The sequence below is a fragment of the Nocardiopsis sediminis genome, assembly GCF_042650565.1.
In the GTDB taxonomy this organism is placed as follows: Bacteria; Actinomycetota; Actinomycetes; order Streptosporangiales; family Streptosporangiaceae; genus Nocardiopsis_B; species Nocardiopsis_B sediminis.
Genome location: NZ_JBHSBH010000015.1, coordinates 998065 through 1023965, shown reverse-complemented (window position 1 = coordinate 1023965; position 25901 = coordinate 998065). Strand labels below are relative to the sequence as shown.

Genomic DNA, 25901 nt, shown 5'->3' with positions numbered 1-25901 from the left:
CCGGGAGGCCGATGGCGGCGTTCGCCCGCGGTCGGCGTCCTTCCGGGGGGAGGACGCCGACCGCGTTCGATCAGATCATCGGGTCGACGTGGGGGAGGAGGCGGGTGGGGGTGCCGACGAAGGAGACGTAGAGGGTGTCGCGGGCGCGGGTGCAGGCGGTGAAGAGGAGGTTGCGCTCCTGCTGGTAGACCTGCTCCAGGGCGACGGGGTCGCCCTCCGCGGAGTCGATCGCCGCCTTCGGCGGCAGCAGCGGCTCGCCCAGCCCCACGACCGCCGCGCAGCGGAACTCCTGGCCCGTGAGCTTGTGCAGGGTCCCCAGCCGGACGGCCCCGATGGTGTCGTCGGCGTCGAGCGGCGCCGTGGGGATACCGCGTGCGGTGAGCTCCTTGGCCAGGCCGCGGACCACCCACTGGTTGCGGCCGGCCACCGCGATCGACGACGGGGCCACGCCCGCCTCCAGCCACGCGCGGACCTGGTCGCCGAGGGCGCTGCGCTCCTCGTCGCGGTTCGCGCAGCCGCGCACCACGGGCTCGGGCCCGTTCAGCAGCGAGCCCCGGGCCGCCGGTGCGCCGGAGCGACCCTCTGGCGACCCGGAGCGACCCTCCGGCGCTCCGGGGCCCTCGGCCGGGTGCCGGCCCAGGATGGGGGCCGCCCAGTGCAGGATCTCCTGGGTCACGCGGTAGACGGTGCGCAGCCGGTGGCTGCGCCCGCGCACATTGATGCCCAGCGACGACAGCGACACCCGGTGGTCGCCCACGCGCCGCTCCGGGTCGCCCGCGATGAACAGGTCGTCGGGCCCCTCGGCGACGAGGGCGCGCAGCAGCCGCCAATGGGCCGGGTGCAGGTCCTGGGACTCGTCGGCCACGACGTGCCGGTAGCGCGGCCCCGAGCGGGCCAGGATCCGCGCCGCCTCCGCCGCGATCTGCGGATAGGACCACTCGCCCGAGACCCGCATGGACGCGGTGTAGCGCTGGATGGTCTCCCACACCTGCGTGCGGTGTTCCGGGGCCAAGTGCAGCAGGCGCCCGCTGCGCTCACAGCGGATGTAGTCGGGGCAGTTCGCGATGGACTGGGTGAGGATGACCTGCTCCCACTCGTCGGCGAGGAACCGGCCGGAGTAGGGCAGCCCCTCGGACCGCGCGGTTTCGCGCCACCGCTCGCCGAGCGCATCGCGGCCGACCGCCTCGGGCACGGTTCCGGTGTGCTCGCAGACCACGCCCCTGGCCAGGGAGTCGATGGTGGCGACCTCGACCCGGCCGCGCACCGCCGGATCCGGAAGCAGCCGGTCGAGGAGCCCGGACAGGGTCCGGGCGAGCAGGCGGCCGCGAGTGGTCAGCAGGATCGCCCGCCGGTCCCGGTCGGGGAAGGCGGCGGCGTCGCGCTCGGCGAGGTAGGCGGCCCGGTGCAGGGCGACCACGGTCGTCCCGGTTCCCGGGCCGCCGGTGACCTGCGCGGATCCGGTGAAGTGGGCTTCGGTGAAGCGGCGCTGGTCGGGGTGGAGGGTGATCCGCCAGTCGTCGAAGGACCCGGCGAGGCCGTCGGCGAGCGCCGCCGGGCCGGTCACCGCGGGCGCGCCGGCCGGGGGCGCGGGCGGCCGGTCGGCGTCGACGAGCTCGATCTCGGGGCCTGCGGCGGGCCGCAGGCCGTGGGCGTAGGCGATCGCCTCGTCGCGCGGGCGGACCGCGACCAGGCACTGAACGTCGTCGGTGGCCGGAGCGGGCGCGACGACACCCGACCATTCGGGGCCGATGTGCAGCAGCCCGATACCGGGGCCGCCGGGGGCGTCGGCGACGGCCTCCAGCCGGTCGCCGTCGCCGGACATGTAGGCCTGCACCGCCGTCAGCGCCGCGGTCTGGATCGCGTTCTCGAGCCGGGAGAATTCGGAGAGGAAGGTCGGGGAGATGGCGAGCTTGGGCACGTCCTTTGTTCCTCCGGTCGCAGTCCTGCCATGGGGAGCGCTTTCACATAAGGGCATGCTCGCTGCGCAATTCCGGCAAACGCCCCGTGGAGGGCGATCCGCGGCACCGGTGAAGGGGAATTCGAAGGCCGCGTACCGGCAGGTCACAGCGGTGTTTTCGGCGGTGTTTTCGAGGGGTGGCCGGATCGGGGCGAGAAAGGTGTCGCCGGTGCCCCGATGGCTGATCGATCCAGGGACCGTAACCCGTGATAGCGATCGTCCGTAAAGGGGGGTGACGGGGTTCACCAGGGGGTCGGTGCCGGGGCCTCCGCGCCGTGGAGCAGACTGGGGGACGACGGGGCCTCGCCCTCCACCACCTCCTCCCGGACGAACAGGAGCCCACGTGTCCAAGCCGGTACTGACCATTTTCCGGGTGATCGCCACGGTCGAGGCGGTCACGTGGGCGGGGTTGCTGGTCGGGATGTTCTTCAAGTACGTGGTGGTGCGCAACGAGATCGGTGTGCAGATTTTCGGTCCTCTGCACGGGGCCGCGTTCATCCTCTACGTGATCATCGCCCTGATCGCCTGGAACCGGCTCGGCTGGAGCCTGTGGACCGGCGTGCTCGCGCTGGTCGCGAGCGTCCCGCCGCTGGGGACGGTCGTCTTCGAGCGGTGGGCCTCGGTGCGCGGCCGGATCGAGCGCACGGCACCCGTGGGCGACGGGGCGGGCGAGCCCGCCGGGGTCTGACCCGGCGGAAAAGCGGCTCAGGTCCCTGCCAGGGCCCGTCCTGCCCCGGCAGGGGCCTCAACCGCCGCCCGCGACGCACGCGCACCGGGGACATCGTGAATTCGGTGGGGTTGTATTCGCATTTCTTTGCGGGCGCCACCGGCGGTCAATGGGCGAACAATCATTGCACGTGTGACGGAAAAGGGCGCGTGTTTTCACCGTCCCGTGTCGCGCATTCCGCCGTGGTTTCGCCGGCCGTCGCGAAATGGCCGCCGTATTCCCGCCATTCGGTACGGCGTACCATGATCGCGGTGGTCGGCCGGGCCGGGGCCCGCGGCCCGGTCACGGGCAGCCGGGGCGCAGGGCGAGCAGACCGGGGCGGCCGACGGCGGGACGGCGGACGAGGAGGGCGCATGGACGCGCAGGCGGCAGGCACCGGCCCGGATGGCGCGCACGGCCGGATGCGCGCCTCCGACCGCGACCGCGACCAGGTGGCGGAGATCCTGCGCGAGGCCGCCGCCGAGGGACGCATCACGCTTGACGAACTCGACGAGCGGCTCGACCGCACCTTCGCGGCCCGCACCTACGCCGAACTCGACCCCCTCACGGCCGACCTGCCGGTGGCCGGGGCCCAGGCCCCCGTGGCGCCCGCGCCGGCGTACCCGCCTGCGGCCCCCGGGCCGCCGCTGGTCCTCCGGTCCTCCATTGCGGGCAGCATCGTGCGGCGCGGCGTCTGGGAGGTGCCCGCGCGGGTGCGGGTGGTCAACCCCTACGGTGTCGTGCGCCTGGACTTCCGCGAGGCGACCCTGCTCAGCGACGTGGTCGAGCTGGAGCTCGGGGAGTCCTGGGGCGAGGCCCGGGTCGTGCTGCCCGACGGGGCGACCGCCGCGGTGGATGTCGAGACCTCGTGGCTGGGCAGTGTCGACAGCAGGGTTCCCCCGGCACCCGCTCCGCCGGCCCCGCACTTCGTGCTCAAGGGCAGTGTCAAGGGCGGCTCGCTCAAGATCCGCTATGGGCGGTCGCCCGGTGGCTGGCTCAGCGGCGACATCTGGGACGACTGGCTCTGACCCGCGTCCCGTCCCGTGCCTGGTCCCGGGACCGGGACCGATTCGGCCGTGTCTCTGTGACCGGATCCCTGATCCCGCAGCGTGTCCGCCGCGTGGTCCCGGCTAGGGTTTGCGCCGGATCTCGTGCGCCGTGGTGAGGAGGTCGGGCTCACCGAAGCGCCGGGGGTCGAGCCATAGCGAGACCGCCAGTCCAGGCTCCTCGAGCCAGAAGGCGCGGCCGCCGCCGTGGCAGCCGGGGCTCGTGCCGTGCTCGAACGGGTCGAGGTCCCAGGTGCCGGGGTCGATCTCGTGGTAGTCGGCGAGGAACGCGCGCAGCGCGGCGAGGTCGGTGAGGCCCGGTCCGCGCAGCACGTTGACCTTGAGGCCGACCCGGTAGCCGCCACCGGGGGCGGCACCTTCCCACACCCGCGACGCGAAGTCCACCCCGCCCCACTCGGTGGCGAAATCGGCGCGATCGCCCCCGGCACCGGCGGGCACGAACCCGATGGTGAACCCGGAGAGCTCCCCGCCCCCGCGCCCGGGCCATGGGCCGCCCGGCACCGGCAGGTGGACGGCGCCGACGAGCAGAACGGCGAGGAGCCCGGCGAGAACCCCCATGCGACACCTCCGGCGGTGACGGTGGGAACGCCCGTGCGGCCCTCCCTCGATCTCCATGCTGGGGGACGCGCGGTCGCGCCCGCCACATGCGTCTCACGCCTGTGGACGGACACACCGGCGGCGCGCCGGGGGGCGCCGCCGGTCTCAGCGGAACTCGTGGACCACCTGGATCTCGCCGACGATGTGGGCGTTGAACGCGTCGAGTTCTTCCGCCGGGACCCACAGTTCGAGGATCGTCCGCCCGCCTGCCTGCCGGACGGGATACCGCGACAGGAACGCGGACTCGACCTCGAAGCGGGTGACGAAGCCCGCACCATCGCGCTCGACGTTCCAGTCCCGCGCGATCCTGATCGCGTAGTCCTCGTTGAGGACCGGGTAGAAGATCGGCTGCTCCGGCAGCCGCGGCGGCCAGGCGCGCCAGTTGAGCCCCCGCACCAGGTCCAGTTCGGCCGGGCCGGTCGGGCGCCACAGAGTCGTCGTCGCGGGTCGGCTGGTCATGGGTCGCTCTTTCGGACGCTGGGGCGCGGGTCTCCGCCTGTCAGAGGGACGGGAGGCTACCGTGGCCGCGGCCCGTGCCGCCAGGCTTTTTCCCGGCCCGTGCGCCGTCCGCGGGGTCAGGCGTCCCGGTGGGCCTCGCGGTACCAGCCCTCCTGGGCGAGGAGTTCGTCGTGGGTGCCGTGCTGGAGCACGCGCCCCTCCGCGACCACGTAGATGCCGTCCACGCGGTCGAGCCCGGCGAGGTCGTGCGTGATGAGCAGCGTGGAGTACCCCTCGGCCGCGTCCAGCAGGTCGGCCACGACCTCGTCCCGCGTATCCGGGTCGAGGTGCGCCGTCGGCTCGTCCAGGACCATGACGCGTGGCGCCGCCAGCAGGGCGCGCGCCAGGGCGAGCCGCTGGCGCATGCCGCCGCTGAGCCGGGCGCCGTGCGATCCGACCTCGGTGTCCAGCCCCTGCGGCATCGCCTCGACCTCCCGGTCGAGGCGGGCACGCCGCAGCGCCGACCACAGCTCGGTGTCGCCGGCCCCGGGCCGCGCCAGCCGCAGGTTCTCGCGCAGGGTGCTGGCGAAGATGTGCGGGTCCTGCGGCACGCCCGCGACCACCCTGCGCACCTCGTCGGCCGGGTAGCCGGTGATGTCGGCGCCGCCCAGCTCGACCGTCCCGCCATCGGGGTCGCGGAAGCGCAGCAGCACCGCCGCCAGCGTGCTCTTGCCCGCCCCGCTGGGACCGAGCACCGCGACGGTGTGCCCGGCGGGGACATCGAGGTCGACCCCGTCGAGCGCCCACGGCTCGGCCGGGCCGTAGCGGACGCGCAGCCCCCTGACGCGCAGCGCCGTGCCGCCGGAGCCGCCGCCGCCCGGGAGGGTGCCCTCAGCGGGACCGTCGATGGCGGGCGGGGTGTCGAGCACGTCGAACAGCCGCTCCCCACCGGCCCGCACGGCGCCCAGCCGCGCCGCGACGGCCGGCAGCGGGGCGACGATCTCGAAGGCGGCCAGGGCCGTCAGCACGATCACCGCCATCGGGATGGCCCCGAGCGTGCCGTCCTCGACCGCCGCGACCCCGAGAAGCAGGGTCCCCCAGACGGTCAGCCCGGTGATCAGTGCCGTCGCCCCCGCTCCGAAGCCGAGCAGCGCGGCATCGCGGCGGGCCACGCGCGTCAGTTCGTCGTCGGCGTCCTCGACGCGCCGCACCGCCCGGTCCATCGCGCCGTAGGCGACCAGGTCGGGCGCCCCGTAGAGGGTGTCGACCAGCGCCGTCGACAGTTCGCCGCGCGCCGCCGCCTGGCGCCGGCCCGGGCCGCGGCCCAGAGCGGCCGCCGCGAGCGGTACCGCGACGCCGGCCAGCAGCAGCCCCGCGGCGAGCAGGGCCCCGCCGGGCACCAGCAGCGCCGTGGCGAAGCCGACGGCGGCCGCGCCCGTGACGACGGCGACCAGGGGTGGCGTGAGTCCGCGCACCAGCAGGTCCTGCGTGGCATCGGTGTCGCTGACCAGGCGTGAAACCAGGTCGCCGGAGCGGAACCGGCGGATCGGCTCGGTCCGCGCCAGCCGCTCGTAGACGCGCACCCGCACATCGGCGAGCGTGCGGAACGCGGCGTCGTGGGTGACCAGCCGTTCCAGGTAGCGGGTGACCCCCCGCGACACCCCCAGCGCCCGGGTGGCGACAACGGCGACGCTGATGGCGGTGATGGGGGGATGGGTCGCGGCCGTGGCGATCAGCCAGGCGGCGACGGAGAGGAGCGCCACTCCGGACCCGGTGGCCAGCGCACCCAGCAGGACCCCGAGGGCGAACCGCGAACCCCGCGGCCGCGCCAGCGCGACCATCCGCCACAGCGGATCCCGCCGGTCGGCGGAGACGGTCCCGCCAGTGGAAGGCGTCGAGGTCATCCGTGCCTCCTGGTGTGTGACTCCGGCATCAGGCCGCCGCCCCCGTTGCGATGGCGCCCGCGTCGATGCGGACGGTGCGGTCGGCGGCGGCGGCCCAGCCGGTGTCGTGGGCGACGATGATCCCAGTCCGGCCGTGCAGGAGGCGGGTGACCGCCGCCCGCACCGCTGCGGCGTTGTCGGGGTCGAGGTGGGCGGTGGGCTCGTCCAGCAGCACGATGGGGGCGTCGCGCAGGAACGCCCGGGCCAGGGCGATGCGCTGGCGTTGCCCGGCCGACAGCCGGGCGCCCCGCTCGCCCAGGCGGGTGTCGTAGCCGTCGGGCAGGCCGCGGATGAAGCCGTCGGCCTCCGCGAGCTCGGCCGCGCGCCGGATGTCCTCGCGGGTGGCGTCCGGGGCGCCGAGCGCGATGTTGCCCGCGGCGGTGTCGTCGAACAGGTAGGGGTGCTGGGGCACCCACGCGATACGCGATCGCCACTGTTCGGCCGGGATCCGGTCCAGCGGGGTCCACCCCGGGTCCGGGCCGCCCGCGTGGGCGGCGTCCCGGGTGTCCCGGTCGGCGGCGGCTCCGCCCACCAGGATCCGGCCGGTGGCCGGCTCGGTGAACCGCAGCAGCAGCGACAGCAGGCTGGTCTTGCCCGATCCGCTGGGCCCGGCGAGCAGGAGCGCGGTTCCAGGCGCGACGTCGAGGTCGATGTCGCGCAGCGCCGGGATGTCGCGTCCGGGGTAGGTCAGCCCCACCCCGTCGAACCGGATCCGGACGGCTCCCTCCGGCGGCGCGGCGGCCGTGCCCCCGCCCCCGGACGCCGCCTGGTCCACGCCGCCGGTGTCCCTTGACACTGCCCCTTCCCCGCTGCCGGCGCCCCCGCCGCGGCGGCGCTCCAGGACCGCGAACACCTGCTCGGCCGCCGCGACCCCCTCCATGCTCGCGTGGAAGCGCGCCCCCACCTCGCGCAGCGGCAGGTAGGCCTCGGGCGCCAGAATGAGCACGAGCAGCGCGGTCTCGAAGTCCAGTACGCCGTACATCAGCCGGATCCCGATCTCCACCGCGACCAGCGCGACCGCGAGCGTCGACAGCAGCTCCAGCACGAACGCCGACAGGAACGCCACCCGCAGGGTGGCCATGGTCGTACGCCGGTGCTCGTCGGTGATGCGCCGGATGATCGCCGCCTGCGCCGTGGCGCGGCGGAAGATCGCCAGCGTGGGCAGCCCCTCGACGACGTCCAGGAAGTGCCCGCCGAGGCGGCTGAGCAGCCGCCATTGCCGCTGGGTGCGGGCCTGGGTGTGCCAGCCGACCAGGGCCATGAAGACCGGGATGAGCGGCAGTGTCACCGCGATGACCGCCGCTGAGATCCAGTCGGCTCCGGCGACCACCACGAGAACGGAGAGGGGGACGAGCACCGCGAGCACCAGCTGCGGGAGATACCGGGCGAAGTAGTCATCCAGCGCATCGAGGCCACGTGTGGCGAGCGTGACCAGTTCGCCGGCGCGCGCGGTGCCCGTCCCCTCGTCGGCCCCGGATGTCCCTGACAGCCACACCGGGTCCGACCCCGGACGCCCGAGGGCCTCCGGGGGGTCGTCGTGCCTCGACGTGAGGCGGGTGCCCGTCACGTGTGCGACGAGCGAGCGGCGGAGCTGGGACTTCGCCCGCGCCGCGGAGCGCAGGGCCGCCGTCTCGGCCCCGTAGGACAGCAGCGCCCGCGCGGCCGCCACCACGGCGACGGCGCCGATCGCCCAGGACAGCTCGCCGGCGCCCATGCCGCCGGTGGCCCCGGCGATGGTGTGCGCGAGCAGCCACGCCTGGGCCAGCACCAGCCCCGTGACCGCGACACCGGCGGCCACCGTGACGGCCAGGTGCACGCGCACGGCCCGCGCGCTGCGCACCAGCCGGGGATCGAGAGGTCTCATGGATGCCGTCCGTTCTTCCGTGCCCGTGCTCAGCCGGATCCGGGCGCGTGGGCGGCGGTGTCCCCGGCCGCGCCCCCGCCGCCACCATAGGCGGGCGCCGGCTCGATGTGCTCGCGGGTCACACGACGGCGGAACACCCAGTAGCTCCACGCCTGGTAGCCCACCACCACCGGCACGAACACCAGCGCCACCCAGCTGATCACCGTGAGGGTGTAGGGCGCCGAGGCGGCGTTGGCGACGGTGAGGCTGTGCGCGGGGTCCGTTGCGGAGGGCAGCACATCGGGGTAGAGCGACCCGAACAGCGTCACGGTGAACGCGCCGATCGCCACCGCCGTGGCGGTGAACGACCACCCCTCGCGGCCCCTCGCCGCCAGCAGCACGCCGAGCACGAGCGCCCCGCCCGCCGCGACGGCGACCGGCAGCGTCCACGCGGACCCGTGGGCCGCCTGGGTCCAGGCGAGGAAGGCCGTGCCCGCCGGGATCGCGACGGCCCCGGCGCGCAGCGCCTGCTCGCGGGAGCGCCGCCGCACGTCGCCGTCGGTCTTGAGGGTGAGGAACACCGCGCCGTGCAGGGTGAACAGCGACAGCGTGGTCAGCCCGCCCAGCAGCGCGTAGGGCCCGAAGAGGTCGAGGAGGCCGGCGTCCACCACGTGGTCGGCGCCCATGTCGACGCCGCGCACGACGTTGGCGAAGATCACGCCCCACAGGACGGCCGGGACCGTGCTGCCGAAGACGATCGCGCGGTCCCACCACGCGCGCCACCGGTCGGTGTCGCCCTTGCCGCGGTATTCGAAGGCGACCCCGCGCACGATGAGCGCGAGCAGGATCAGCAGGACCGGCAGGTAGAAGCCGCTCAGCAGCGACGCGTACCAGGAGGGGAACGCCGCGAAGGTGGCGCCGATCGCCGTGATCAGCCAGACCTCGTTGCCGTCCCAGACCGGCCCGATCGAGTTGATCATGACGCGGCGGTCGGTGTCGTCGCGGCCCACAGCGGGCAGCAGCGTCCCCACCCCGAAGTCGAAGCCCTCCAGGACGAAGTAGCCGATCCACAGCACCGCGATGGCGATGAACCAGATGAGGGGGAGATCCATGGTCGCCGCTCCTAGTAGACGAAGGCCGGGACGGGGGCGTCGTCGTCGCTGTCGTCGTGGTCGTCGTTCTCGGGCATCACGTGGGCGGGCCCCGCCTTGACGTAGCGCCACAGCAGCCCGGCCTCGACGACGGCGAGCACCCCGTAGACAGCGGTGAAGGCCGCGAGTGAGATCGCCACCTCCGCGAGGCTCACGCCGGGCGAGACGCTGGCGGCGGTGAGCAGCTCCCCGTGGACGGTCCAGGGCTGGCGGCCCATTTCGGTGAGCAGCCACCCCGCGATGTTGGCGGCCAGCGCAGCGGGGAGGGCGGCGATCGCGGCGTAGTAGAACCAGTGCGTGCGGGGCAGCCGCCGGCCCCGCGTCAGCCACAGGCCCAGTGCGGAGACCGCGACACCGAACAGCCCGAAGCCGATCATCAGCCGGAACGCCCAGTACAGGACGAAGACGTTGGGGATGTAGTCGCCGGGGCCGAACTCCTCGGCGTACTGGGCCTGGAGGTCGTTCATCCCCTCGACGGTGCCGTCGATCCGCCCGGTCGCCAGGAAGCTCAGCACGTGCGGGATGGTGAGGTCGACGACGTTGAGCCGCTCCTCGGTGTCGCCGACCGCGAACGTGGAGAACGGGGCGCCGTCCTCGGTCTCCCACAGCGCCTCGGCCGCGGCGAGCTTCATCGGCTCATAGGCGGCGGCGAGTTTCGCCTGGTGGTCGCCGGAGAACACGACGACCAGCCCCGCGACGAGGGTGACGATCATGCCGACCCGCAGCGTCTTGCGGAACAGCTCGTGGTCGCCGGTGAGCCGGGGCTGGGGGCCGGTCGCCGCCGCGGGCCCGCCGGCAGGGCCTTCAGCCGCGGTGGTGCGCCCCGCCCGCTCGCTCCACAGCTTGTAGGCGCTCACCGCCGCCACGAACATGCCCGCGGTGATGAACGCGGCGGAGACGACGTGCAGGTAGGTCGACCACGCCTGGTTGTTGGACAGGACCGCCCAGATGCTGGTCAGCTGGGCGCGGCCGGTCTCCTCGTCGACGGTGAAGCCCACCGGGTGGCGCATCCAGGCGTTGGCGGCGAGGATGAAGTAGGCCGACAGGTTGGTGCCGATGGCGGCCGCCCAGATGCAGGCCAGGTGGACCGCGCGGGGCAGCTTGTCCCAGCCGAAGATCCACAGCCCGATGAAGGTGGACTCCAGGAAGAACGCGACCAGCGCCTCCATCGCCAGCGGGGCGCCGAACACGTCGCCGACGAAGCGCGAGTACTCGCTCCAGGCCATCCCGAACTGGAACTCCTGCACGATGCCGGTGACCACGCCCATGGCGAAGTTGATCAGGAACAGCTTGCCGAAGAACTTGGTCGCCCGCAGGTAGGCGCGGGAGCCGGTGCGGTACCAGGCGGTCTGGAGCGACGCGACGATGACCGACAGGCCGATCGTCAGCGGCACGAACAGGAAGTGGTAGACGGTGGTGATCCCGAATTGCCACCGTGCGAGATCGAGAGCGTCCATGCGTGCCTCTCCGCGAACCTGGTGTCTTCGTCGACGACCCGTAGTACTACGAATTGTAGTTCTACAGGACGTAGTAAGTCGTCGCGGGGCCGCGTGACCCATCACACGGTGGCCGTGGATCAGACGGGCTCGGCGCCGCGGTCCTCCAGCAGGTCGTTCATGAGGTCGATCTCGGTCTGCTGGGCTTCGGCCATCCCGGCGGCGAAGGCGGTGACCATGTCGTCACCGCCGAGCCGCGCCTCGGCCTCGGCCATCTCGATGCCGCCGCGGTGGTGGTCGATCATCGTCTCGAGGAAGATGACCTCGGCGTCGACGCCGTCGGCGTCCGCCAGATCCGCCATGCGCTCCTCGGAGGCATAGCCCGGCATCGTGTCAGGGGCCTCGCCGCCATGGCCGTCGTGCCCGGCCATCCACGCCATCGGCGGCTGCGACGACCGGGCGGGCAGGTCCCACTGCACCAGCCAGCCCTGCATCCGGCCGATCTGCTCCTGCTGGGTGCGGGCGATGTCCTGGGCGATCGCCCGCAGGGTGGGGTCGTCGGTCTTGTCGCGGATCACGAAGGCCATGTCGACGGCCTGGGCGTGGTGCACGCTCATGTCGCGCAGGAAGCCGGCGTCGGCCGATGTATCGATCGGGTAACCGGGGCGCCCCGCGATGTAGCCGCAGACCAGCGCGGCCACCACCAGGGCGATCGCGATGTAGAGGGGAACCGTCCGGGTCCGCCGGGGCTGTTCGTCCGGTGCGTCTGTCATATGCTCTTCAACACTAATGGGAACCATCCTGGCCAATGGGGCGTTTGGGATGGCGCGCCCCTGAGTCGAGGTTAGTCGAGGTTCACCGGGTGTCCTCGTGTCCGTCCACCGCCCACCCCCGGGAGAGATAGCGCAGTGGCCAAGAACTCAGCCGCAGCCCAACGCCGACGGCAGAAGGCCGAAGAGCGGCGGCTCCAACGCATCCGTGAAGAGCGCCGGCGCAAGATCCTCACGATCTCCGGGGTGGCCGGCGTCGCTGTGGTGGTGCTCGGACTCGTCGGCTTCGGCGTCTACACCGAGATCGACCGCCGCAACATCGAAGGTCTGCGGACGTTCGACGACCTCACCAACGAGCACGTCACCGAGACCGTCGACTACGAGCAGACCCCGCCCGTGGGCGGTGACCACCACGCCATCTGGCAGAACTGCGGTGCCTACGACGCCCCGGTGCCGACCATGAACGCCGTGCACTCCCTGGAGCACGGCGCGGTGTGGATCACCTACGACCCCGAGCTGCCGGCGGACCAGGTCGAGGCCCTCAACTCCCTCTACAGCGATGGGAGCTACGTCCTGGTCAGCCCGTTCGACGAAGCCGACATGCCCGCGCCCATCGTGGCCAGCGGGTGGGGGACGCAGGTGGAGCTCGACTCCGCCGACGACGACCGGCTCTCGAAGTTCCTGCGGGCCTACGAGCGCAGCTCCGACGTCCCCGAGCCCGGTGCGGCCTGCTCCGGCGGCCTCGACATGACCGCCGCCGAGCTCGAAGAGGCCGGCGGGATCGAGGCCCTCGCCGGCGGGATGTGACCGCGGATATAGAGCACCAACGGGGTTCCGGCGTTTGCCGGGACCCCGTTCCGCGTTTCAGGGGAAAGGGCGAAGCCCGCTACAGTTCGCCGTCCGGCAGCGCCGGGACGCCGTCGGTGATCAGCGCGCCGACGGCCACCAGGGCCTCGGCCGGCGGGCCATAGGACGGCGGGAGGGTCATCTCCACGTATGCCTCGCGCCCCACCGCGGTGTACAGGGTTGGGCGGTCGGCGGGCTGCGGCAGCCACGCGATGTCGTCGACGACCATCAGCTCGGAATCGGGCCGCAGGCCCGCTGGGCGTTCCACGCCGCACCGCAGCGCGATCGGCGGATCTCCCCAGGCGGCGGTGTAGGGCGACTCCGGTTCGACCGTCGCCCGCTCCTGGCCGAAGAGCTCATCGGGCGCACCCCCGACGAGGGTGCGGCACTGCTCGGCGGCGGCCCCCTGGGGCTCGGGCACGGGCACCTCCACGGTGCCGGAGCACCCCGCTGCCAGCGCCAGCCCCGCCACCGCAGCGCCCACCGCCACACGTCGCATCTCGAAGACCGGCTCCCGCACTCAGATGTTGACGATCGGACAGGTGAGTGTGCGCGCGATCCCATCGCGGCGCTGGATCTCGGCGATCACCAGCCGCCCGAGAGCGTCGATGTCCTCGGCCTCGGCCCGCACGATGACATCGTAGGGGCCGGTGACGTCCTCGGCCCGGGTGACTCCGTCGATGGCGGCGATGTCGAGCGCGACATCCTTGGCCATGCCGACCTCCGTCTGGATCAAGACATATGCCTGCACCATGAAACCTCCTGAAAAAAGCTCGTCGGCGATCGCGCGTCCCGATCGATTCGGGCGCGGGTCCAGACCACTCCGCCAAGGGCGTCACCGTACCCTGATGGCTGTGTGCACCACCATCGGGGACCTAGGTGAATTCGGTGTGATCGCGCGTGTGACCGCCAGATTCCCCGGTTCCGACGACGTAATCCTCGGGCCGGGCGACGATGCCGCCCTCATCGCCGCACCCGACCGGAGGGTCGTCGCGACGACGGACGTGCTGGTCGAAGGGCGGCACTTCCGCCGCGACTGGTCGGCACCGTGCGACATCGGCCACAAGGCCGTGGCGCAGAACATCGCCGACCTCGCCGCCATGGGGGCCCGTCCCACGGGGCTGCTCATCGGCCTGGCCGCCCCAGCCGACCTGCCCACCGCCTGGGCCGACGCGTTCGCCGAAGGGGTCGGCGCCGAGTGCGCGGCGGCGGGCTGCACCGTGGCGGGGGGCGACACTGTGCGCTCGGACCTGCTGACCATCGCCGTCACCGCGCTGGGCGACCTCGGCGGGCGCTCCGCGGTCCGGCGCGACGGGGCACGGCCCGGCGACACGGTCGCGGTCTGCGGCCCGCTGGGGCTGTCGGCGGCCGGGTACGCGCTGCTCACCGCGGGGATCGCGCCCGGCCACGACCCCGGGGCCGCGGGTTCGCCCGCGCCGCGCGACGCCGCGGCGGAGCCGGACTGGGCCCTCTGCCTGCGCGAGCACCGCCGGCCCGGCCCGCCCTACGCCGAGGGCCCGCGCGCGGCCCGGCTCGGCGCCACCGCCATGCTCGACGTCAGCGACGGCCTGGTCCAAGACCTGGGGCACATCGCACGAGGAAGCGGGGTGGCGATCGACGTCGAGACCGCGCTGCTGCACCCGCACCCGGCCCTGTCGGCCGCGGTCAGCGCCCTGGACGCGGCCGGGCGTGCGCCGCGCGGGTCCGTCGACCTCATGCTCGCCGGCGGGGAGGACCACGCCCTGGCCGCGACGTTCCCGCCCGGCACGGCGCTGCCCGCCGCGTGGGTGCGCATCGGAAGCGTCCGCGAGGGTAGCGGCGTCACCGTGGACGGGCGGCCGTCCCAGGAGAGCGGGTGGGATCACTTCGGCGGAGCCGATGGCAAGCACAGTGGCGGAGCCGATAGTAAGCACAGTGGCGGAGCCGATGGCAAGCACAGTGGGGGAGTGGGAGGGGCGCACTGAACCCGTGCAGGCGCCGGCACGTGTTCCCGAAGTGTTCCCCGAACACCATGTCACACCGCCGGAACGCGGGGTTATGATGTCGGTTCCACAGGCTGAATAACGCTAAGCTCTGGCTGCGTCTTTGTCCGTCAGCACCGGATCGGGGTCACCGTGCGCCCACGTGGAACGGATCGCCGGCCTGGGGCGGGTGCCCCGGGCGACCCGGAGGACATGTCCGACCGGACGCGATCGGGTGTGCGTCCGCCACCGCCCGGAAAGCCCTGGAAACCGGGGGGCGGCCGCGCCAAAGGCAAGCGTCGCCGTACCCCTGAACCCTCACGCGCCGCCGTGCTGGGGCGCGAGCCCGAACGTCGCGGCGCCCACCGCTCCGAGCCCGAAAACGGCGGTGCCTTCTCCACCATGGGGCACGTCCTCGAGAGCACCGTCCCCAAGCGCGTGCAGCCGCCCCGTTTCCTCACCGTCATGGTGGTCTCGGGCATCACCCTGGCCCTGACCCTCTTCGGCTACAGCACCACGCAGATCTACCTGCGCTTCAGCGAGCCGCCCGACGCCGAAGGCGCCCTTCCCGGTGCCGGCGCTACCCCCGCCCCCACCGCCGACCCCGGCGGCGCCGCGCCCGCGGACCCCGGTGGCTCCGCCCCCGATGGCTCGACCAGCGTGAGCACGGTCTCCTACCAGACGGTCGAGACCTCCAGCGGCAGCTTCACCGGCCAGGTCACGGTCACCAACACCGGGGGCTCCTCCCTTGACGACTGGGAGCTCGCCCTCGGCTTCGCCGACGCCACCGTCACCGACGCCTGGGACGTCGACTGGGAGCGCACGCGCACCGGCATCGTCGCCCGCCAGCCCGACTGGGCCGACCCCGTCGGCCCCGGCGACTCCGTGACCGTCAGCTTCACCGCCGAGGGCGAGGCGCAGAGCCCGGACTCCTGCGCCCTGAACGGCGCCCCCTGCGACCTCTGACCCCCGTGCCCGCCGTACGCCCGATGCCGCCCTTGCCGGTGAACGCCGAAGAGCGCCGCGACCCGAAGGCCACGGCGCTCTTCGCCGATATCACGAACCGGGTGGAACCGCTGGGGTCAGCGGTCGACCTTGCCGGCCTTGATGCAGGAGGTGCACACCTGGAGGCGCTTGGGCGTACCGCCCACGCGGGTGCGCACGGTCTGGATGTTGGGGTTCCAGCGGCGGCGGGTGCGACGGTGCGAGTGGGAAACACTGTTACCGAACCCTGGTCCCTTGCCGCAGACGTCGCAGGTGGAAGCCACGGTAACTCCATTCAAGCGCTCGGGTCCGCATGCTGGTGCACACGTGGTGATGCGACCCGGAAGAGGTCTGATGAGCAGGCCGGCGCGGCGCGCCAACCGTGGAAGCGTACACGACGACAAGGGCCGAGCCCCAAAACGGAGCAGGCACGATATCGGCGCCGCAGACGCGATCGCGTGGGGCCTACCGGCCCCCGCTGCGGGGAAGGCGGCCGACGGGCCGCACCCCACGGGAACGAACTTCATCGAGTATAACCCGGGCGAGGTGCGGGGCGGACGCGCGTGCCCAGGGGTACAGACGTTCTACCGTGGCGGACGGGAACCGTACGATGCCGGGCACGACGAGGAGGCGCCGATGATCGACTTCGACGAGCCGCTGCGCAAGTCGGTGGGGGCGGCCGCCGCCACCAAGCTCGCCGCAGAGGCGGAACTGCGCACGGCCGGCGACCTGCTCCACTACTACCCGCGGCGCTACGCCACCCATGGAGAGCTGACCGACCTCGGCGCGCTCACCGAAGGGGAGCAGGTCACCGTCCTCGCCGAGGTCAAGAAAACGCAGACGCGTGACCTTCGGCCGGCCCCCGGCGGCAAGCGCCGCAGGATGTTGAAGGCCCTCATCACCGACGGCACCGGCGAGCTCAGCCTCACGTTCTTCCACAAAGTGGAATGGCACAAGAAAGAGCTGTCCCCGGGGCGCCGCGGCATGTTCGCCGGGAAGATCTCCACCTACAACCGCGAAAAGCAGCTCGCCCACCCGGCCTACGAGATGCTGCCCGATGACGGCTCCGCGGGCGAACGCGCCCGCGAATTCGCCGACCGCCTCATCCCCATCTACCCGGCCACCAAGAGCCTCACGTCCATGGAGATCAAGCGCTGCCTGGACATGCTCCTGGACACGATGGGCGATATCACCGACCCCCTGCCGCGCGGCGTGCGCGACCGCCACCGGCTCGAAGGGCTCACCGCCGCACTGCGCGGCATCCACCGCCCCGCAGACGGCGCCGACATCGGCCGCGCCCGCAGGCGCCTCAAATGGGACGAGGCCTTCGTGCTCCAGCTCGCACTGGCCCGGCGCCGCCGCGAGGCCGCCGCTCTGCCGGCGCGTCCCCGGCCGCGCCGGGCCGGCGGCCTGCTCGACGCCTTCGACGCCGAGATCCCCTTCACCCTCACCGACGGCCAGATCGAGGTCGGCGAGGTGATCTCCGCCGGCCTCGACTCCACGCACCCGATGCACCGGCTGCTCCAAGGCGACGTCGGCGCGGGCAAGACGCTGGTCGCACTGCGGGCGATGCTCCAGGTCGTGGACTCGGGCGGGCAGGCCGTGCTGCTCGCCCCCACCGAAGTGCTCGCCCAGCAGCACCACCGTTCCATCACCGCGATGCTGGGCCCGTTGGCCAGGGCCGGCCAGATCGACGGCGCCGAGCACGCCACCCGCGTCGCCCTGCTCACCGGGTCGCAGGGGGCGGGGGCCCGCCGCGAGGCGCTGCTCGACGCCGCCTCCGGGGCGGCCGGGATCATCGTCGGCACCCACGCCCTCCTTCAGGAACACGTCTCCTTCGCCGACCTCGGCCTGGTCGTGGTCGACGAGCAGCACCGCTTCGGCGTCGAGCAGCGCGACGCCCTGCGCGAGAAGTCGGCCGACGGCCGGCCGCACGTGCTTGTGATGACCGCCACCCCCATCCCGCGCACCGTGGCCATGACCGTCTACGGCGACCTCGACGTCGTCGCCCTCACCCAGGTGCCCTCCGGGCGCTCGCCGGTGGCCACGCACGTCGTGCCCGCCCGCGACAAACCCCACTTCCTGGAGCGGGCCTGGGCGCGCATCCGAGAGGAGGTCGCGCAGGGGCGCCAGGGCTACGTCGTCTGCCCACGTATCGGCGGTGACGCCGACACCCCCGCGGGAGAGGAGCCCGCACCGCCCGGCGCGGAGGCGGGGGAGGAGAGCGCGCGCCGACCGCCGCTGGCCGTCCTCGACGTCGCCGCGGGTCTCGCCGAAGGCCCGCTCGCCGGGTTGCGGGTGGAGGCGCTGCACGGCCGGCTGTCCCCCGACGACAAGGACGCCGTCATGCGCCGCTTCGCCGCCGGCGAGACCGACGTCCTGGTGGCCACCACCGTCATCGAGGTCGGCGTCGACGTCCCCAACGCCACCGTCATGGCGATCATGGACGCCGACCGCTTCGGCGTCTCCCAGCTGCACCAGCTCCGCGGCCGGGTGGGCCGGGGGGCGCATCCGGGGCTGTGCCTGCTGGTCACCGACGCCGACGACGGGACCCCCGCGCGCGAACGGCTGGGGGCCGTGGCCGCCACCACCGACGGCTTCGAACTGTCGCGCGTCGACCTGGAGCAGCGCCGCGAGGGCGACGTGCTCGGCGGCGCGCAGTCGGGGCGGCGCTCCTCGCTGCGGATCCTCACGCTGCTGCGTGACGAAGAACTCATCCGCGAAGCCCGCGACGAGGCGGTCGCGCTGCTCGACGCCGACCCCGGGCTCGACGGGCACCCCCCGCTGACCGCCGCACTCGACGCCCTGCTCACCGAGGAGCGCGCCGACTACCTGGAGAAGACCTGAGCAGGAGTGCCCGGTCCCGCCCGGTCACGGGTCACCGTGCGCGGACACGGCGGGCGGGTCCCGGTCGCGCCCGGGTACCGGCCATCCGATGAGGTCACGGCGGGCCGGGCGGACGGCCCCGCGCTAGCGTTGCCCCATGACCCGCATCATCGCCGGCACCGCCGGAGGGCGGCGGATCGCCGTCCCCGGCGGGCGCACGACCCGCCCCACGAGCGACCGCGCGCGTGAGGCCCTGTTCGCCTCCGTCGTCTCCGACCTCGGCCCCCTAGACGGGGTGCGGGCGCTCGACCTCTACGCGGGCTCCGGCGCGATCGGCCTGGAGGCCCTGTCGCGCGGGGCCGCCCACGCCCTGCTGGTGGAGTCCGACCGCCGGGCGCTGTCCGTTCTGCGCGCCAACGCCGCCTCCCTCGGCCTGCCCGGCGCCGAGATCGCCGCCGACCGCGTGCAGCGCGTGCTCGACGCCGGACCGCAGGACGGCCCCTACGACCTGGTGGTCGCCGACCCTCCCTACGCCGTGACCGATGCCGAGGTCGGCGCCGTCCTGGCCGCCCTGCGCGACCGCGGCTGGCTGGCTCCTGGGGCGCTGGTGGTGGTCGAGCGGGCTTCCCGCGGTCCCGCACTGGGGTGGCCCGAGGGGTTCACCGGCGACCGGGTCCGCCGTTATGGCGAAGCGGCCCTTTGGTACGGTCGCGCCGCGAGTCCTTCCGGTCGTTCGTGACCCCGCGGGCAGAATCGGTGGTGGAGTGCCCGTCCGCGGAGGTCGCCAGAAAGGAGCGGTTCACCGTGCGCCGTGTCGTCTACCCCGGGTCGTTCGACCCGGTCACCAACGGTCACATCGACATCATCGGCCGTGCGGCACGCCAGTACGACGAGGTGATCGCCGCCGCTCTGAAGAACGTGAACAAGCGCGGGCTGTTCCCCCTTGAGGAGAAGCTGGAGATGCTCCGCGAGTGCACGGCCGGCTTCGGCAACGTGCGCGTCGCCGAGTTCGACGGCCTGCTCGTCGACTTCTGCCGCGAGAACGACATCGCCATGATCATCCGCAGCCTGCGCTCGGTCAGCGACTTCGACTACGAGTTGCAGATCGCGCAGATGAACTACCGGCTCTCGGGGGTCGAGACCATGTTCATGACGGCCAACCCCCAGTACTCCTTCCTCTCCTCCAGCCTGGTCAAGGAGGTCGCGCAGTACGGCGGGGACGTCAGCAGCCTGGTCACCCCCAATGTCGAGCAGCGGCTGCGCGACACCTACGGGGTCGGGCCGCGCCCGGCCGCGCCGGGGAACGGCTGAGGGCCGCGGCGGGGGCGGGCCACCGGCGGTGACCTGCCCCGGCCACCTGATTTGGGCATGACCTGGCCCGATCGCTAGACTCTGAGGCGACCATGCCTCCGGTGCATGGCGCCCGTCGCCGTTCCGTGCGGCGGACCGAACATCCGCCCGCGTTCCGTGCCGGCGTGCGGCGGACCCCACCGAAAGCGCGATCGCCCTGTCTCGTCCAGATCTCCGCTCCCAGTTCGTGGTCGACACCCGGCCGCTGGGGCGCCAGCCCGGTTCGTCGCGGACCGTTTCCCGCGCCGTTTCCGCTCCCGGTTCGTTCGCGACCGGGATGTCCGGCGTGCCCGAGGGCGCGGAGATCGACCTCGACCTGCGCCTCGAGGCGGTCATGGAGGGCGTGCTCGTCACGGGCACGGCCACGGCGACCGCCGCCGGGGAGTGCGCCCGCTGCCTCGACCCCGTCTCCGACCCCATCGAGGCCGGGTTCCAGGAGCTGTTCCGGTACCCCGACGACGACCTCGTGCCCGCCGACTCGGTGGACCAGGAGGACGAGGATGAGGACTACTATCTTGAGGGCGAGTCGATCGACCTCGAGCAGGTGGTCCGCGACGCGGTCGTCCTCGCACTGCCGCTCTCACCGCTGTGCCGGGACGACTGTCCGGGCCTGTGTCCCGAGTGCGGCGTGAAACTCGCCGATGCCGAGCCCGGGCACGGTCACGGCGACGGCGTCGACCCACGGTGGGAGGCGCTGCGGCAGCTGGGCGAGGAGCCCGGCGACCGATGAGTTCGCACTCCGCGGACCAGCGCTCGCACGACCCGGCTCCGGCCCTGTGCGAGTGAGGGGCACGACCCCGGCCCCGCGGAGACGACGCAAGTACGTTTCACTCCCGCCGACCGCGCGGGTGACCCAGGAGGATTGAACAGATGGCCGTCCCGAAGCGGAAGATGTCGCGGAGCAACACCCGTACCCGCCGTTCCCAGTGGAAGGCGTCGCGTCCGGTGCTGGTCACCTGCCCGCGCTGCCGCGACCCCAAGCTCCCCCACGTCGCCTGCCCCACCTGCGGCACCTACAACAACCGCCAGGTCATCACCCCGGCGTCCTAAGAGGTATCCGGCCGGTCCGCCTCCCCGCCCACGGCGGGGCCGGCGCCCGGCACGGCCGCGGCACAGCGCCGTCGTCCGGACCGAGGAACCCGTTCCACCGCGTGCCGTGGAACAGTGGGGATCGGCAGGGCGGCGGCTTCCGGCGTCCCCGCACCGTTCCGGTGCCGGGGCGTGCGCCGTCGGCCGGTGCCGCGCGGCCGGTGGTGGAGCGGCACACAACCGAACAATGCGGCCGGCGCGGGCATATCCCGAGGCCGTGGTGGACGCCGGGGAGCGCGCACGCCTCCGCGACGCTCACCTCGTCTTCGAGCGTCCCTGGCCGGTTCCTTGAGCAGCGCAGCCGCGCAACGAACCCGTGCGCCTCTCCCGTGGGCGGCGCCGGAGACTAGGGGTGTGAAGGTCGTTGGCCACTCAACTCAACGCTGCCGAGGCGCGCGAGTTCTACCGGGCGATCGGTGTCGAGCTCGACGCCAAGGTGCTGGCGCGCGCGCTCACGCACCGCTCCTACGCCTATGAGAAGGGCGGTCTGCCCACCAATGAGCGGCTGGAGTTCCTCGGCGACTCCGTGCTCGGGCTGATCGTCACCGACACGCTCTTCCGCGGCCACCCCGACCTGCCCGAGGGCCAGCTCGCGAAGTTGCGCGCCGCCGTGGTGAACATGCGGGCGCTCGCCGATGTGGCGCGCGGGCTGGGGATCGGCGACTACATCCGGCTGGGCCGGGGCGAGGAGGGCACCGGGGGACGCGACAAGTCCTCGATCCTGGCCGACACCCTGGAGGCCATCATCGGCGCGGTCTACCTCGACCGCGGCCTGGACGTCGCCTCCGACCTGGTGCACCGGCTGTTCGACCCGCTGATCGCCACGGCATCGGGCCTGGGCGCCGGCCTGGACTGGAAGACCTCGCTCCAGGAGCTGACCGCCGCGGAGATGCTCGGCGTCCCCGAATACCACGTCGACGAGAGCGGCCCCGACCACCAGAAGACGTTCCGCGCCCGCGTGCGCGTGGCCGGCGAGGACTACGGGCTGGGCGAGGGCCGCAGCAAGAAGGAGGCCGAGCAGCAGGCGGCCGAGTCGGCGTGGAAGGCCATCCGCGCCCGCTCCGAGGGCGCGCGGCCCGACGACAAGAAGGGCTGAGCCCGCCATGCCCGAACTCCCCGAGGTCGAGGTCGTCCGCCGGGGCCTGGACCAGTGGGTCACCGGCCGCACGATCGGCGAGGTCGCCGTGTTGCATCCGCGGTCGATCCGCCGCCACGCCCCCGGCGCCCCCGACTTCACCGCCCGGCTGGCCGGCCGCACCGTCACCGGCGCGCTGCGCCGCGGCAAGTACCTGTGGCTGACCCTCGACTCCGGCGAGGCCCTGCTCGCCCACCTGGGGATGAGCGGCCAGCTGCTCGTCCAGCGGCCGGAAACCGACGCGGAGCGCCACCTGCGGGTGCGGCTCGCCACCGGCGAGCGCGAGCTGCGCTTCGTCGACCAGCGGACCTTCGGCCACCTGATGGTCGAGGCGCTCGTCGCCGACGACATGGGCACCGGCGCCGGGGTTCCGGGGGCGATCCGGCACATCGCCCTGGACCCGCTGGACACCGCCTTCGACGACGACGCCTTCGCCCACGCGCTGCGCCGCCGGCGCACCGAGATCAAGCGCGCCCTGCTGGACCAGTCGCTGGTCAGCGGGGTGGGCAACATCTACGCCGACGAAGCCCTGTGGCGGGCGCGGCTGCACTGGGCGCGGCCCACCGAGTCGCTGCGCCCGGAGCAGATCACCACGCTGCTCGCCGAGGTGCGCGACGTCCTGCGCGAGGCGCTGGCCGCGGGCGGGACGTCGTTCGACGCGCTGTATGTGAACGTCAACGGCGAGAGCGGGTACTTCGAACGCGGACTGAAGGCCTACGGCCGGCGCGACCGGCCCTGCGAGCGCTGCGGCACGCTGATCCGCCGCGACCCCTTCATGAACCGCTCGTCGTTCTCGTGCCCGAAGTGCCAGCCGCGCCCGGCCGAACGGGCGCCCGCGGTGCGGCGCGCCTCCGATGCCGGGGCGCCGCGGCGTACCGTGCGGAAATAGGGGGTGAACCGATGTCCGGCACACCGGGGGAGGGCGCCGGCGGCGACGCGCGGCTGACCGCGTGGGTGCGCGGCCGGGTCCAGGGTGTGGGGTTCCGCTGGTGGGTGCGGTCGCGGGCGCTGGAGCTCGGGCTCACCGGTACGGCGACCAACCTGGCCGACGGCCGGGTCGAAGTGGTCGCCGAAGGCCCGAGGGGCCGGTGTGACCAATTGCTCGTCCTGCTCCGCGGCGACGATACCCCTGGTCGGGTGCTCGGCGTGGTCGAGAGGTGGGGAAAACCCCGGGGTTCCTACTCCGGATTCTCCGAGCGGTGAGTATGCTAGTGGGGCGACGCGATTCGTGTGTGCTCCGCGTCGGCCCGCCAATGCCTCGCGGCGCGGACTCGACCGCGGGGTGCATGGCCGGAGCCGGGGGGTACTGGTGTACGGATCGTGCGCTGTGACCTGCCTGCATGGTCACTGTCCGGTTACTTATTGTTTCGTCCAATCTTGACCAGCAACGCATGTGGTGAGACTCTGGAAGGCAGACCGCGCGCCTTTTCGTCCACGATGCCGGCGACACTCTCGACCGCGTTTCCGTGGCTCACACGTGCGTTGAATTCCATCTGGTCACTCAATGTGGAGGACCCACATCATGGCGAAGGCTCTGTTCGGCCACGTCGGTGGTCCTGACCCTCGAATGGTTCAGGAAATGCGACGGCTACAGAAGCGGGTACGTGACCTCGAAGACGAGATCGGCCGACTTCAGGCCCACAACGACCAGCTCTCCGCCGCCGTAGCCGATGTCGCGGTCAGCGCGACCGACCGCGAGCCCGCGCTCGCGTAACACGGCGCTACCACCATCCGTAGCCGATCACCGGTGGGCTTTTTCGGTGGACCTGCCGGTGTGCGTGACAGGTGAAAACTGACAAGGGACGCCCTCGACGATTCCGGCGCCCCTGGGTCCGCGACGACAGTGTTCGAAGATTCTTTGAACTCTGTTGACCGACCTTTACCCTCTAGTGGTGTACCCCGGGGGTGAATTCCGCAACCCTCGTCCCGGCTGATTCCCGGCTGATTCCCGCAAGGGACACCGGCCGCGGCCCCCCGCCGGGCCCACCCCCGGAACCGCCCACCCGACCCACCCCGTCCGCGGCACCCGCCCGGTGCCGCCGCCCGATGTGGCTGCGACCATCGCGGACACGTCACCCGATGCGGCGGCATGACCGGGCGGTTCGTGGCACCCTTGACGCTTGACACGTGACCAAGCGCCGGGTGGACGAGGAGGGCATGCGTGTACCTGAAGAATCTCACGCTGCGCGGCTTCAAGTCCTTCGCGTCGGCCACCACCCTCCGGTTCGAGCCGGGCATCACCACCGTCGTGGGGCCCAACGGGTCCGGCAAGTCCAACGTCGTCGACGCCCTCGCCTGGGTCATGGGGGAGCAGGGCGCCAAGAGCCTGCGCGGCGGCAAGATGGAGGACGTCATCTTCGCGGGCACCTCCTCCCGCGCCGCGCTGGGCCGCGCCGAGGTCAGCCTGACCATCGACAACTCCGACGGTGCACTGCCCATCGACTACTCCGAGGTCACCATCAAGCGGACCATGTTCCGCAACGGCGGGTCGGAGTACGCGATCAACGGCGACACCTGCCGGCTGCTCGACATCCAGGACCTGTTGAGCGACTCCGGTATCGGCCGCGAGATGCACGTCATCGTCGGGCAGGGCCAGCTCGACACCGTGCTGCACGCCGGCCCCGAGGAGCGCCGCGCGTTGATCGAAGAGGCCGCGGGCATCCTCAAGCACCGCAAGCGCAAGGAGAAGGCGCTGCGCAAGCTCGACGCGATGCAGGGCAACCTGGACCGTGTCACCGACCTCACGACCGAGCTGCGCCGCCAGCTCAAGCCCCTCGGCCGGCAGGCCGAGCTCGCCCGCCGCGCCGCCACCATCCAGGCCGACCTGCGCGATGCCCGCCTCCGGCTGCTCGCCGACGACATCGTCACCCTCACCGAGGCGCTGGCCAAGGAGGAGGCCGACGAAGCCGCGGTGCGCACCCGGCGCGAGGCCGCCGAACGGTCGCTGGCCGCCGCCCAGGAGCGCGAGGCGCTGCTCGACAGCGCCGCCACCGAGGCCGCGCCCCTGCTCGCCCGCGTCCAGGACACCTACCACGGCCTGTCCCGGCTGAAGGAGCGGCTGAGCGCGGTCGCCGACCTCGCCGCCGAGCGCCACCGCAACCTCGCGGCCGGCCCGGGGGAGGAGCGCACCGGGCGCGACCCCGAGGAGCTGGAGCGCGAGGCCGAGGAGGTCTGCGCCCAGGAAGAGGAGTTGCAGTACCGGCTCGACGACGCCCGCGAGACCCTTGAGGCCGCGGTCTCCCAGCGGTCCGCGGCCGAGGAGGCGCTGAAGGGAGAGGAGCGCCGGATCTCCGCCGCCGCGCGGGCCGCCGCCGACCGCCGCGAAGGTCTCGCCAAGCTGCGCGGCCGCGTCGACGCCGTGCGCGGCCGCCTGGCCGCCAGCGAGGCCGAGGTGGAACGGCTCGACGACGCCGCCATGGAGGCCCGCGAACGCGCCGAAGCGGCGCAGATCGAGTACGAGCGGGCCGCCGCCGACTCCGCCGGTGCCGACGAGGGCAGCGCCGAACTCGACGCCGCCCTGGAGACCGCACAGGAACGCCTGGTGGCCGCCGAAGCCGCGCTCAACGAACTGCGCGACACCGAGCGCACGGCCGAACGCGAGCGCGCCGCCCTCGCCGCCCGCAAGGAAGCCCTGGAAATGGGCCTCAACCGCAAGGACGGCACCGGGGCGCTGCTCGCCGCCGGGGACCGCCTGCCCGGCCTGCTCGGCTCCCTCGCCGAGCTGATCGAGGTCGAGCCGGGCCACGAGACCGCGGTCGCCGCGGCGCTCGGGGCCGCCTCCGACGCCGTGGCCGTGGCCGAC

Annotated in this window: 26 protein-coding genes; 15 read left to right on the top strand and 11 right to left on the bottom strand. The window is 73.0% G+C overall.

The annotated features are described in order from the left end of the window. Positions 1 to 70 precede the first annotated feature (70 nt). Complete coding sequence (locus ACFOVU_RS27030; RefSeq protein ID WP_378538086.1) at positions 71 to 1918, bottom strand: UvrD-helicase domain-containing protein; 1848 nt, start codon at positions 1916 to 1918, stop codon at positions 71 to 73. Positions 1919 to 2300: 382 nt separating this feature from the next. Here ACFOVU_RS27030 and ACFOVU_RS27025 point away from each other — a divergent pair, with 382 nt between their 5' ends. Together ACFOVU_RS27025 and ACFOVU_RS27020 are read left to right on the top strand one after the other, a co-directional pair. After that, positions 2301 to 2645: a DUF3817 domain-containing protein gene (locus ACFOVU_RS27025; RefSeq protein ID WP_378538084.1), complete on the top strand. Its 345-nt coding sequence runs from the start codon at positions 2301 to 2303 to the stop codon at positions 2643 to 2645. A gap of 392 nt (positions 2646 to 3037) precedes the next feature. After that, positions 3038 to 3691 (top strand): DUF1707 SHOCT-like domain-containing protein, encoded by a 654-nt coding sequence (locus ACFOVU_RS27020; protein WP_378538083.1) that lies wholly within the window; start codon positions 3038 to 3040, stop codon positions 3689 to 3691. A 102-nt stretch (positions 3692 to 3793) separates the two neighbouring features. Here the strand turns inward: ACFOVU_RS27020 and ACFOVU_RS27015 are convergent, their stop codons facing one another. From ACFOVU_RS27015 to ACFOVU_RS26985, 7 genes are all read right to left on the bottom strand, one after another. Next, positions 3794 to 4288, bottom strand: a complete 495-nt coding sequence (locus ACFOVU_RS27015; protein ID WP_378538081.1) for a hypothetical protein — start codon at positions 4286 to 4288, stop codon at positions 3794 to 3796. 144 nt (positions 4289 to 4432) lie between these two features. Then, positions 4433 to 4786, bottom strand: coding sequence for an ADP-ribosylation/crystallin J1 (locus ACFOVU_RS27010; protein WP_378538080.1), 354 nt, complete (start codon positions 4784 to 4786; stop codon positions 4433 to 4435). Between the two features lie 116 nt (positions 4787 to 4902). After that, entirely contained in the window at positions 4903 to 6669 is a 1767-nt protein-coding gene (cydC, locus tag ACFOVU_RS27005) for a thiol reductant ABC exporter subunit CydC (protein WP_378538078.1), read from the bottom strand. Positions 6670 to 6697: 28 nt separating this feature from the next. After that, positions 6698 to 8572, bottom strand: a complete 1875-nt coding sequence (gene cydD / locus ACFOVU_RS27000) for a thiol reductant ABC exporter subunit CydD (RefSeq protein ID WP_378538077.1) — start codon at positions 8570 to 8572, stop codon at positions 6698 to 6700. 29 nt (positions 8573 to 8601) lie between these two features. Continuing rightward, complete coding sequence (gene cydB, locus ACFOVU_RS26995) at positions 8602 to 9663, bottom strand: cytochrome d ubiquinol oxidase subunit II (protein ID WP_378538075.1); 1062 nt, start codon at positions 9661 to 9663, stop codon at positions 8602 to 8604. 11 nt (positions 9664 to 9674) lie between these two features. Then, positions 9675 to 11159, bottom strand: a complete 1485-nt coding sequence (locus ACFOVU_RS26990) for a cytochrome ubiquinol oxidase subunit I (protein ID WP_378538073.1) — start codon at positions 11157 to 11159, stop codon at positions 9675 to 9677. Positions 11160 to 11278: 119 nt separating this feature from the next. Continuing rightward, positions 11279 to 11911, bottom strand: coding sequence for a DUF305 domain-containing protein (locus tag ACFOVU_RS26985; RefSeq protein WP_378538072.1), 633 nt, complete (start codon positions 11909 to 11911; stop codon positions 11279 to 11281). Between the two features lie 135 nt (positions 11912 to 12046). On the opposite strand from ACFOVU_RS26985, the gene ACFOVU_RS26980 reads away from it, so the two are divergent. Next, a complete protein-coding gene (locus tag ACFOVU_RS26980) occupies positions 12047 to 12715 on the top strand; it encodes a DUF3105 domain-containing protein (RefSeq protein ID WP_378538071.1) in 669 nt (222 codons plus the stop codon). 79 nt (positions 12716 to 12794) lie between these two features. Here ACFOVU_RS26980 and ACFOVU_RS26975 read toward each other — a convergent pair whose 3' ends face one another. Together ACFOVU_RS26975 and ACFOVU_RS26970 are read right to left on the bottom strand one after the other, a co-directional pair. Beyond that, positions 12795 to 13253, bottom strand: coding sequence for a DUF3515 domain-containing protein (locus ACFOVU_RS26975; RefSeq protein ID WP_378538069.1), 459 nt, complete (start codon positions 13251 to 13253; stop codon positions 12795 to 12797). A gap of 21 nt (positions 13254 to 13274) precedes the next feature. Next, on the bottom strand, positions 13275 to 13508 hold the full coding sequence (locus ACFOVU_RS26970; protein ID WP_378538068.1) for an Lrp/AsnC family transcriptional regulator: 234 nt from the start codon (positions 13506 to 13508) through the stop codon (positions 13275 to 13277). Positions 13509 to 13602: 94 nt separating this feature from the next. Here ACFOVU_RS26970 and ACFOVU_RS26965 point away from each other — a divergent pair, with 94 nt between their 5' ends. Beyond that, complete coding sequence (locus ACFOVU_RS26965; protein WP_378538066.1) at positions 13603 to 14718, top strand: thiamine-phosphate kinase; 1116 nt, start codon at positions 13603 to 13605, stop codon at positions 14716 to 14718. A 399-nt stretch (positions 14719 to 15117) separates the two neighbouring features. After that, a complete protein-coding gene (locus ACFOVU_RS26960) occupies positions 15118 to 15681 on the top strand; it encodes a cellulose binding domain-containing protein (RefSeq protein ID WP_378538065.1) in 564 nt (187 codons plus the stop codon). A 116-nt stretch (positions 15682 to 15797) separates the two neighbouring features. Here the strand turns inward: ACFOVU_RS26960 and rpmB are convergent, their stop codons facing one another. Continuing rightward, positions 15798 to 15983 carry a 50S ribosomal protein L28 gene (gene rpmB / locus ACFOVU_RS26955; RefSeq protein ID WP_378538063.1) on the bottom strand — a complete coding sequence of 62 codons (186 nt, stop codon included), beginning with the start codon at positions 15981 to 15983 and terminating at the stop codon, positions 15798 to 15800. A 352-nt stretch (positions 15984 to 16335) separates the two neighbouring features. Here rpmB and recG point away from each other — a divergent pair, with 352 nt between their 5' ends. The 10 genes from recG to ACFOVU_RS26905 form a co-directional block, all read left to right on the top strand. Then, entirely contained in the window at positions 16336 to 18546 is a 2211-nt protein-coding gene (gene recG, locus ACFOVU_RS26950) for an ATP-dependent DNA helicase RecG (RefSeq protein ID WP_378538062.1), read from the top strand. 136 nt (positions 18547 to 18682) lie between these two features. Continuing rightward, entirely contained in the window at positions 18683 to 19264 is a 582-nt protein-coding gene (gene rsmD, locus ACFOVU_RS26945) for a 16S rRNA (guanine(966)-N(2))-methyltransferase RsmD (protein ID WP_378538060.1), read from the top strand. Positions 19265 to 19329: 65 nt separating this feature from the next. Continuing rightward, complete coding sequence (gene coaD / locus ACFOVU_RS26940) at positions 19330 to 19836, top strand: pantetheine-phosphate adenylyltransferase (RefSeq protein WP_378538059.1); 507 nt, start codon at positions 19330 to 19332, stop codon at positions 19834 to 19836. 226 nt (positions 19837 to 20062) lie between these two features. Continuing rightward, the gene (locus ACFOVU_RS26935; protein WP_378538058.1) at positions 20063 to 20605 is read left to right on the top strand and encodes a YceD family protein; all 543 of its coding nucleotides are present in this window, start codon (positions 20063 to 20065) and stop codon (positions 20603 to 20605) included. Positions 20606 to 20745: 140 nt separating this feature from the next. Further along, positions 20746 to 20925 carry a 50S ribosomal protein L32 gene (gene rpmF / locus ACFOVU_RS26930; RefSeq protein ID WP_378538056.1) on the top strand — a complete coding sequence of 60 codons (180 nt, stop codon included), beginning with the start codon at positions 20746 to 20748 and terminating at the stop codon, positions 20923 to 20925. A 403-nt stretch (positions 20926 to 21328) separates the two neighbouring features. After that, on the top strand, positions 21329 to 22060 hold the full coding sequence (gene rnc / locus ACFOVU_RS26925; RefSeq protein ID WP_378538055.1) for a ribonuclease III: 732 nt from the start codon (positions 21329 to 21331) through the stop codon (positions 22058 to 22060). 7 nt (positions 22061 to 22067) lie between these two features. Continuing rightward, entirely contained in the window at positions 22068 to 22988 is a 921-nt protein-coding gene (gene mutM / locus ACFOVU_RS26920) for a bifunctional DNA-formamidopyrimidine glycosylase/DNA-(apurinic or apyrimidinic site) lyase (protein WP_378538053.1), read from the top strand. Positions 22989 to 22999: 11 nt separating this feature from the next. Continuing rightward, entirely contained in the window at positions 23000 to 23302 is a 303-nt protein-coding gene (locus tag ACFOVU_RS26915) for an acylphosphatase (protein ID WP_378538052.1), read from the top strand. A 319-nt stretch (positions 23303 to 23621) separates the two neighbouring features. After that, entirely contained in the window at positions 23622 to 23813 is a 192-nt protein-coding gene (locus ACFOVU_RS26910; RefSeq protein WP_378538050.1) for a hypothetical protein, read from the top strand. Positions 23814 to 24260: 447 nt separating this feature from the next. After that, a partial coding sequence (locus ACFOVU_RS26905; protein WP_378538049.1) for a chromosome segregation SMC family protein occupies positions 24261 to 25901 on the top strand: 1641 nt, incomplete at its 3' end.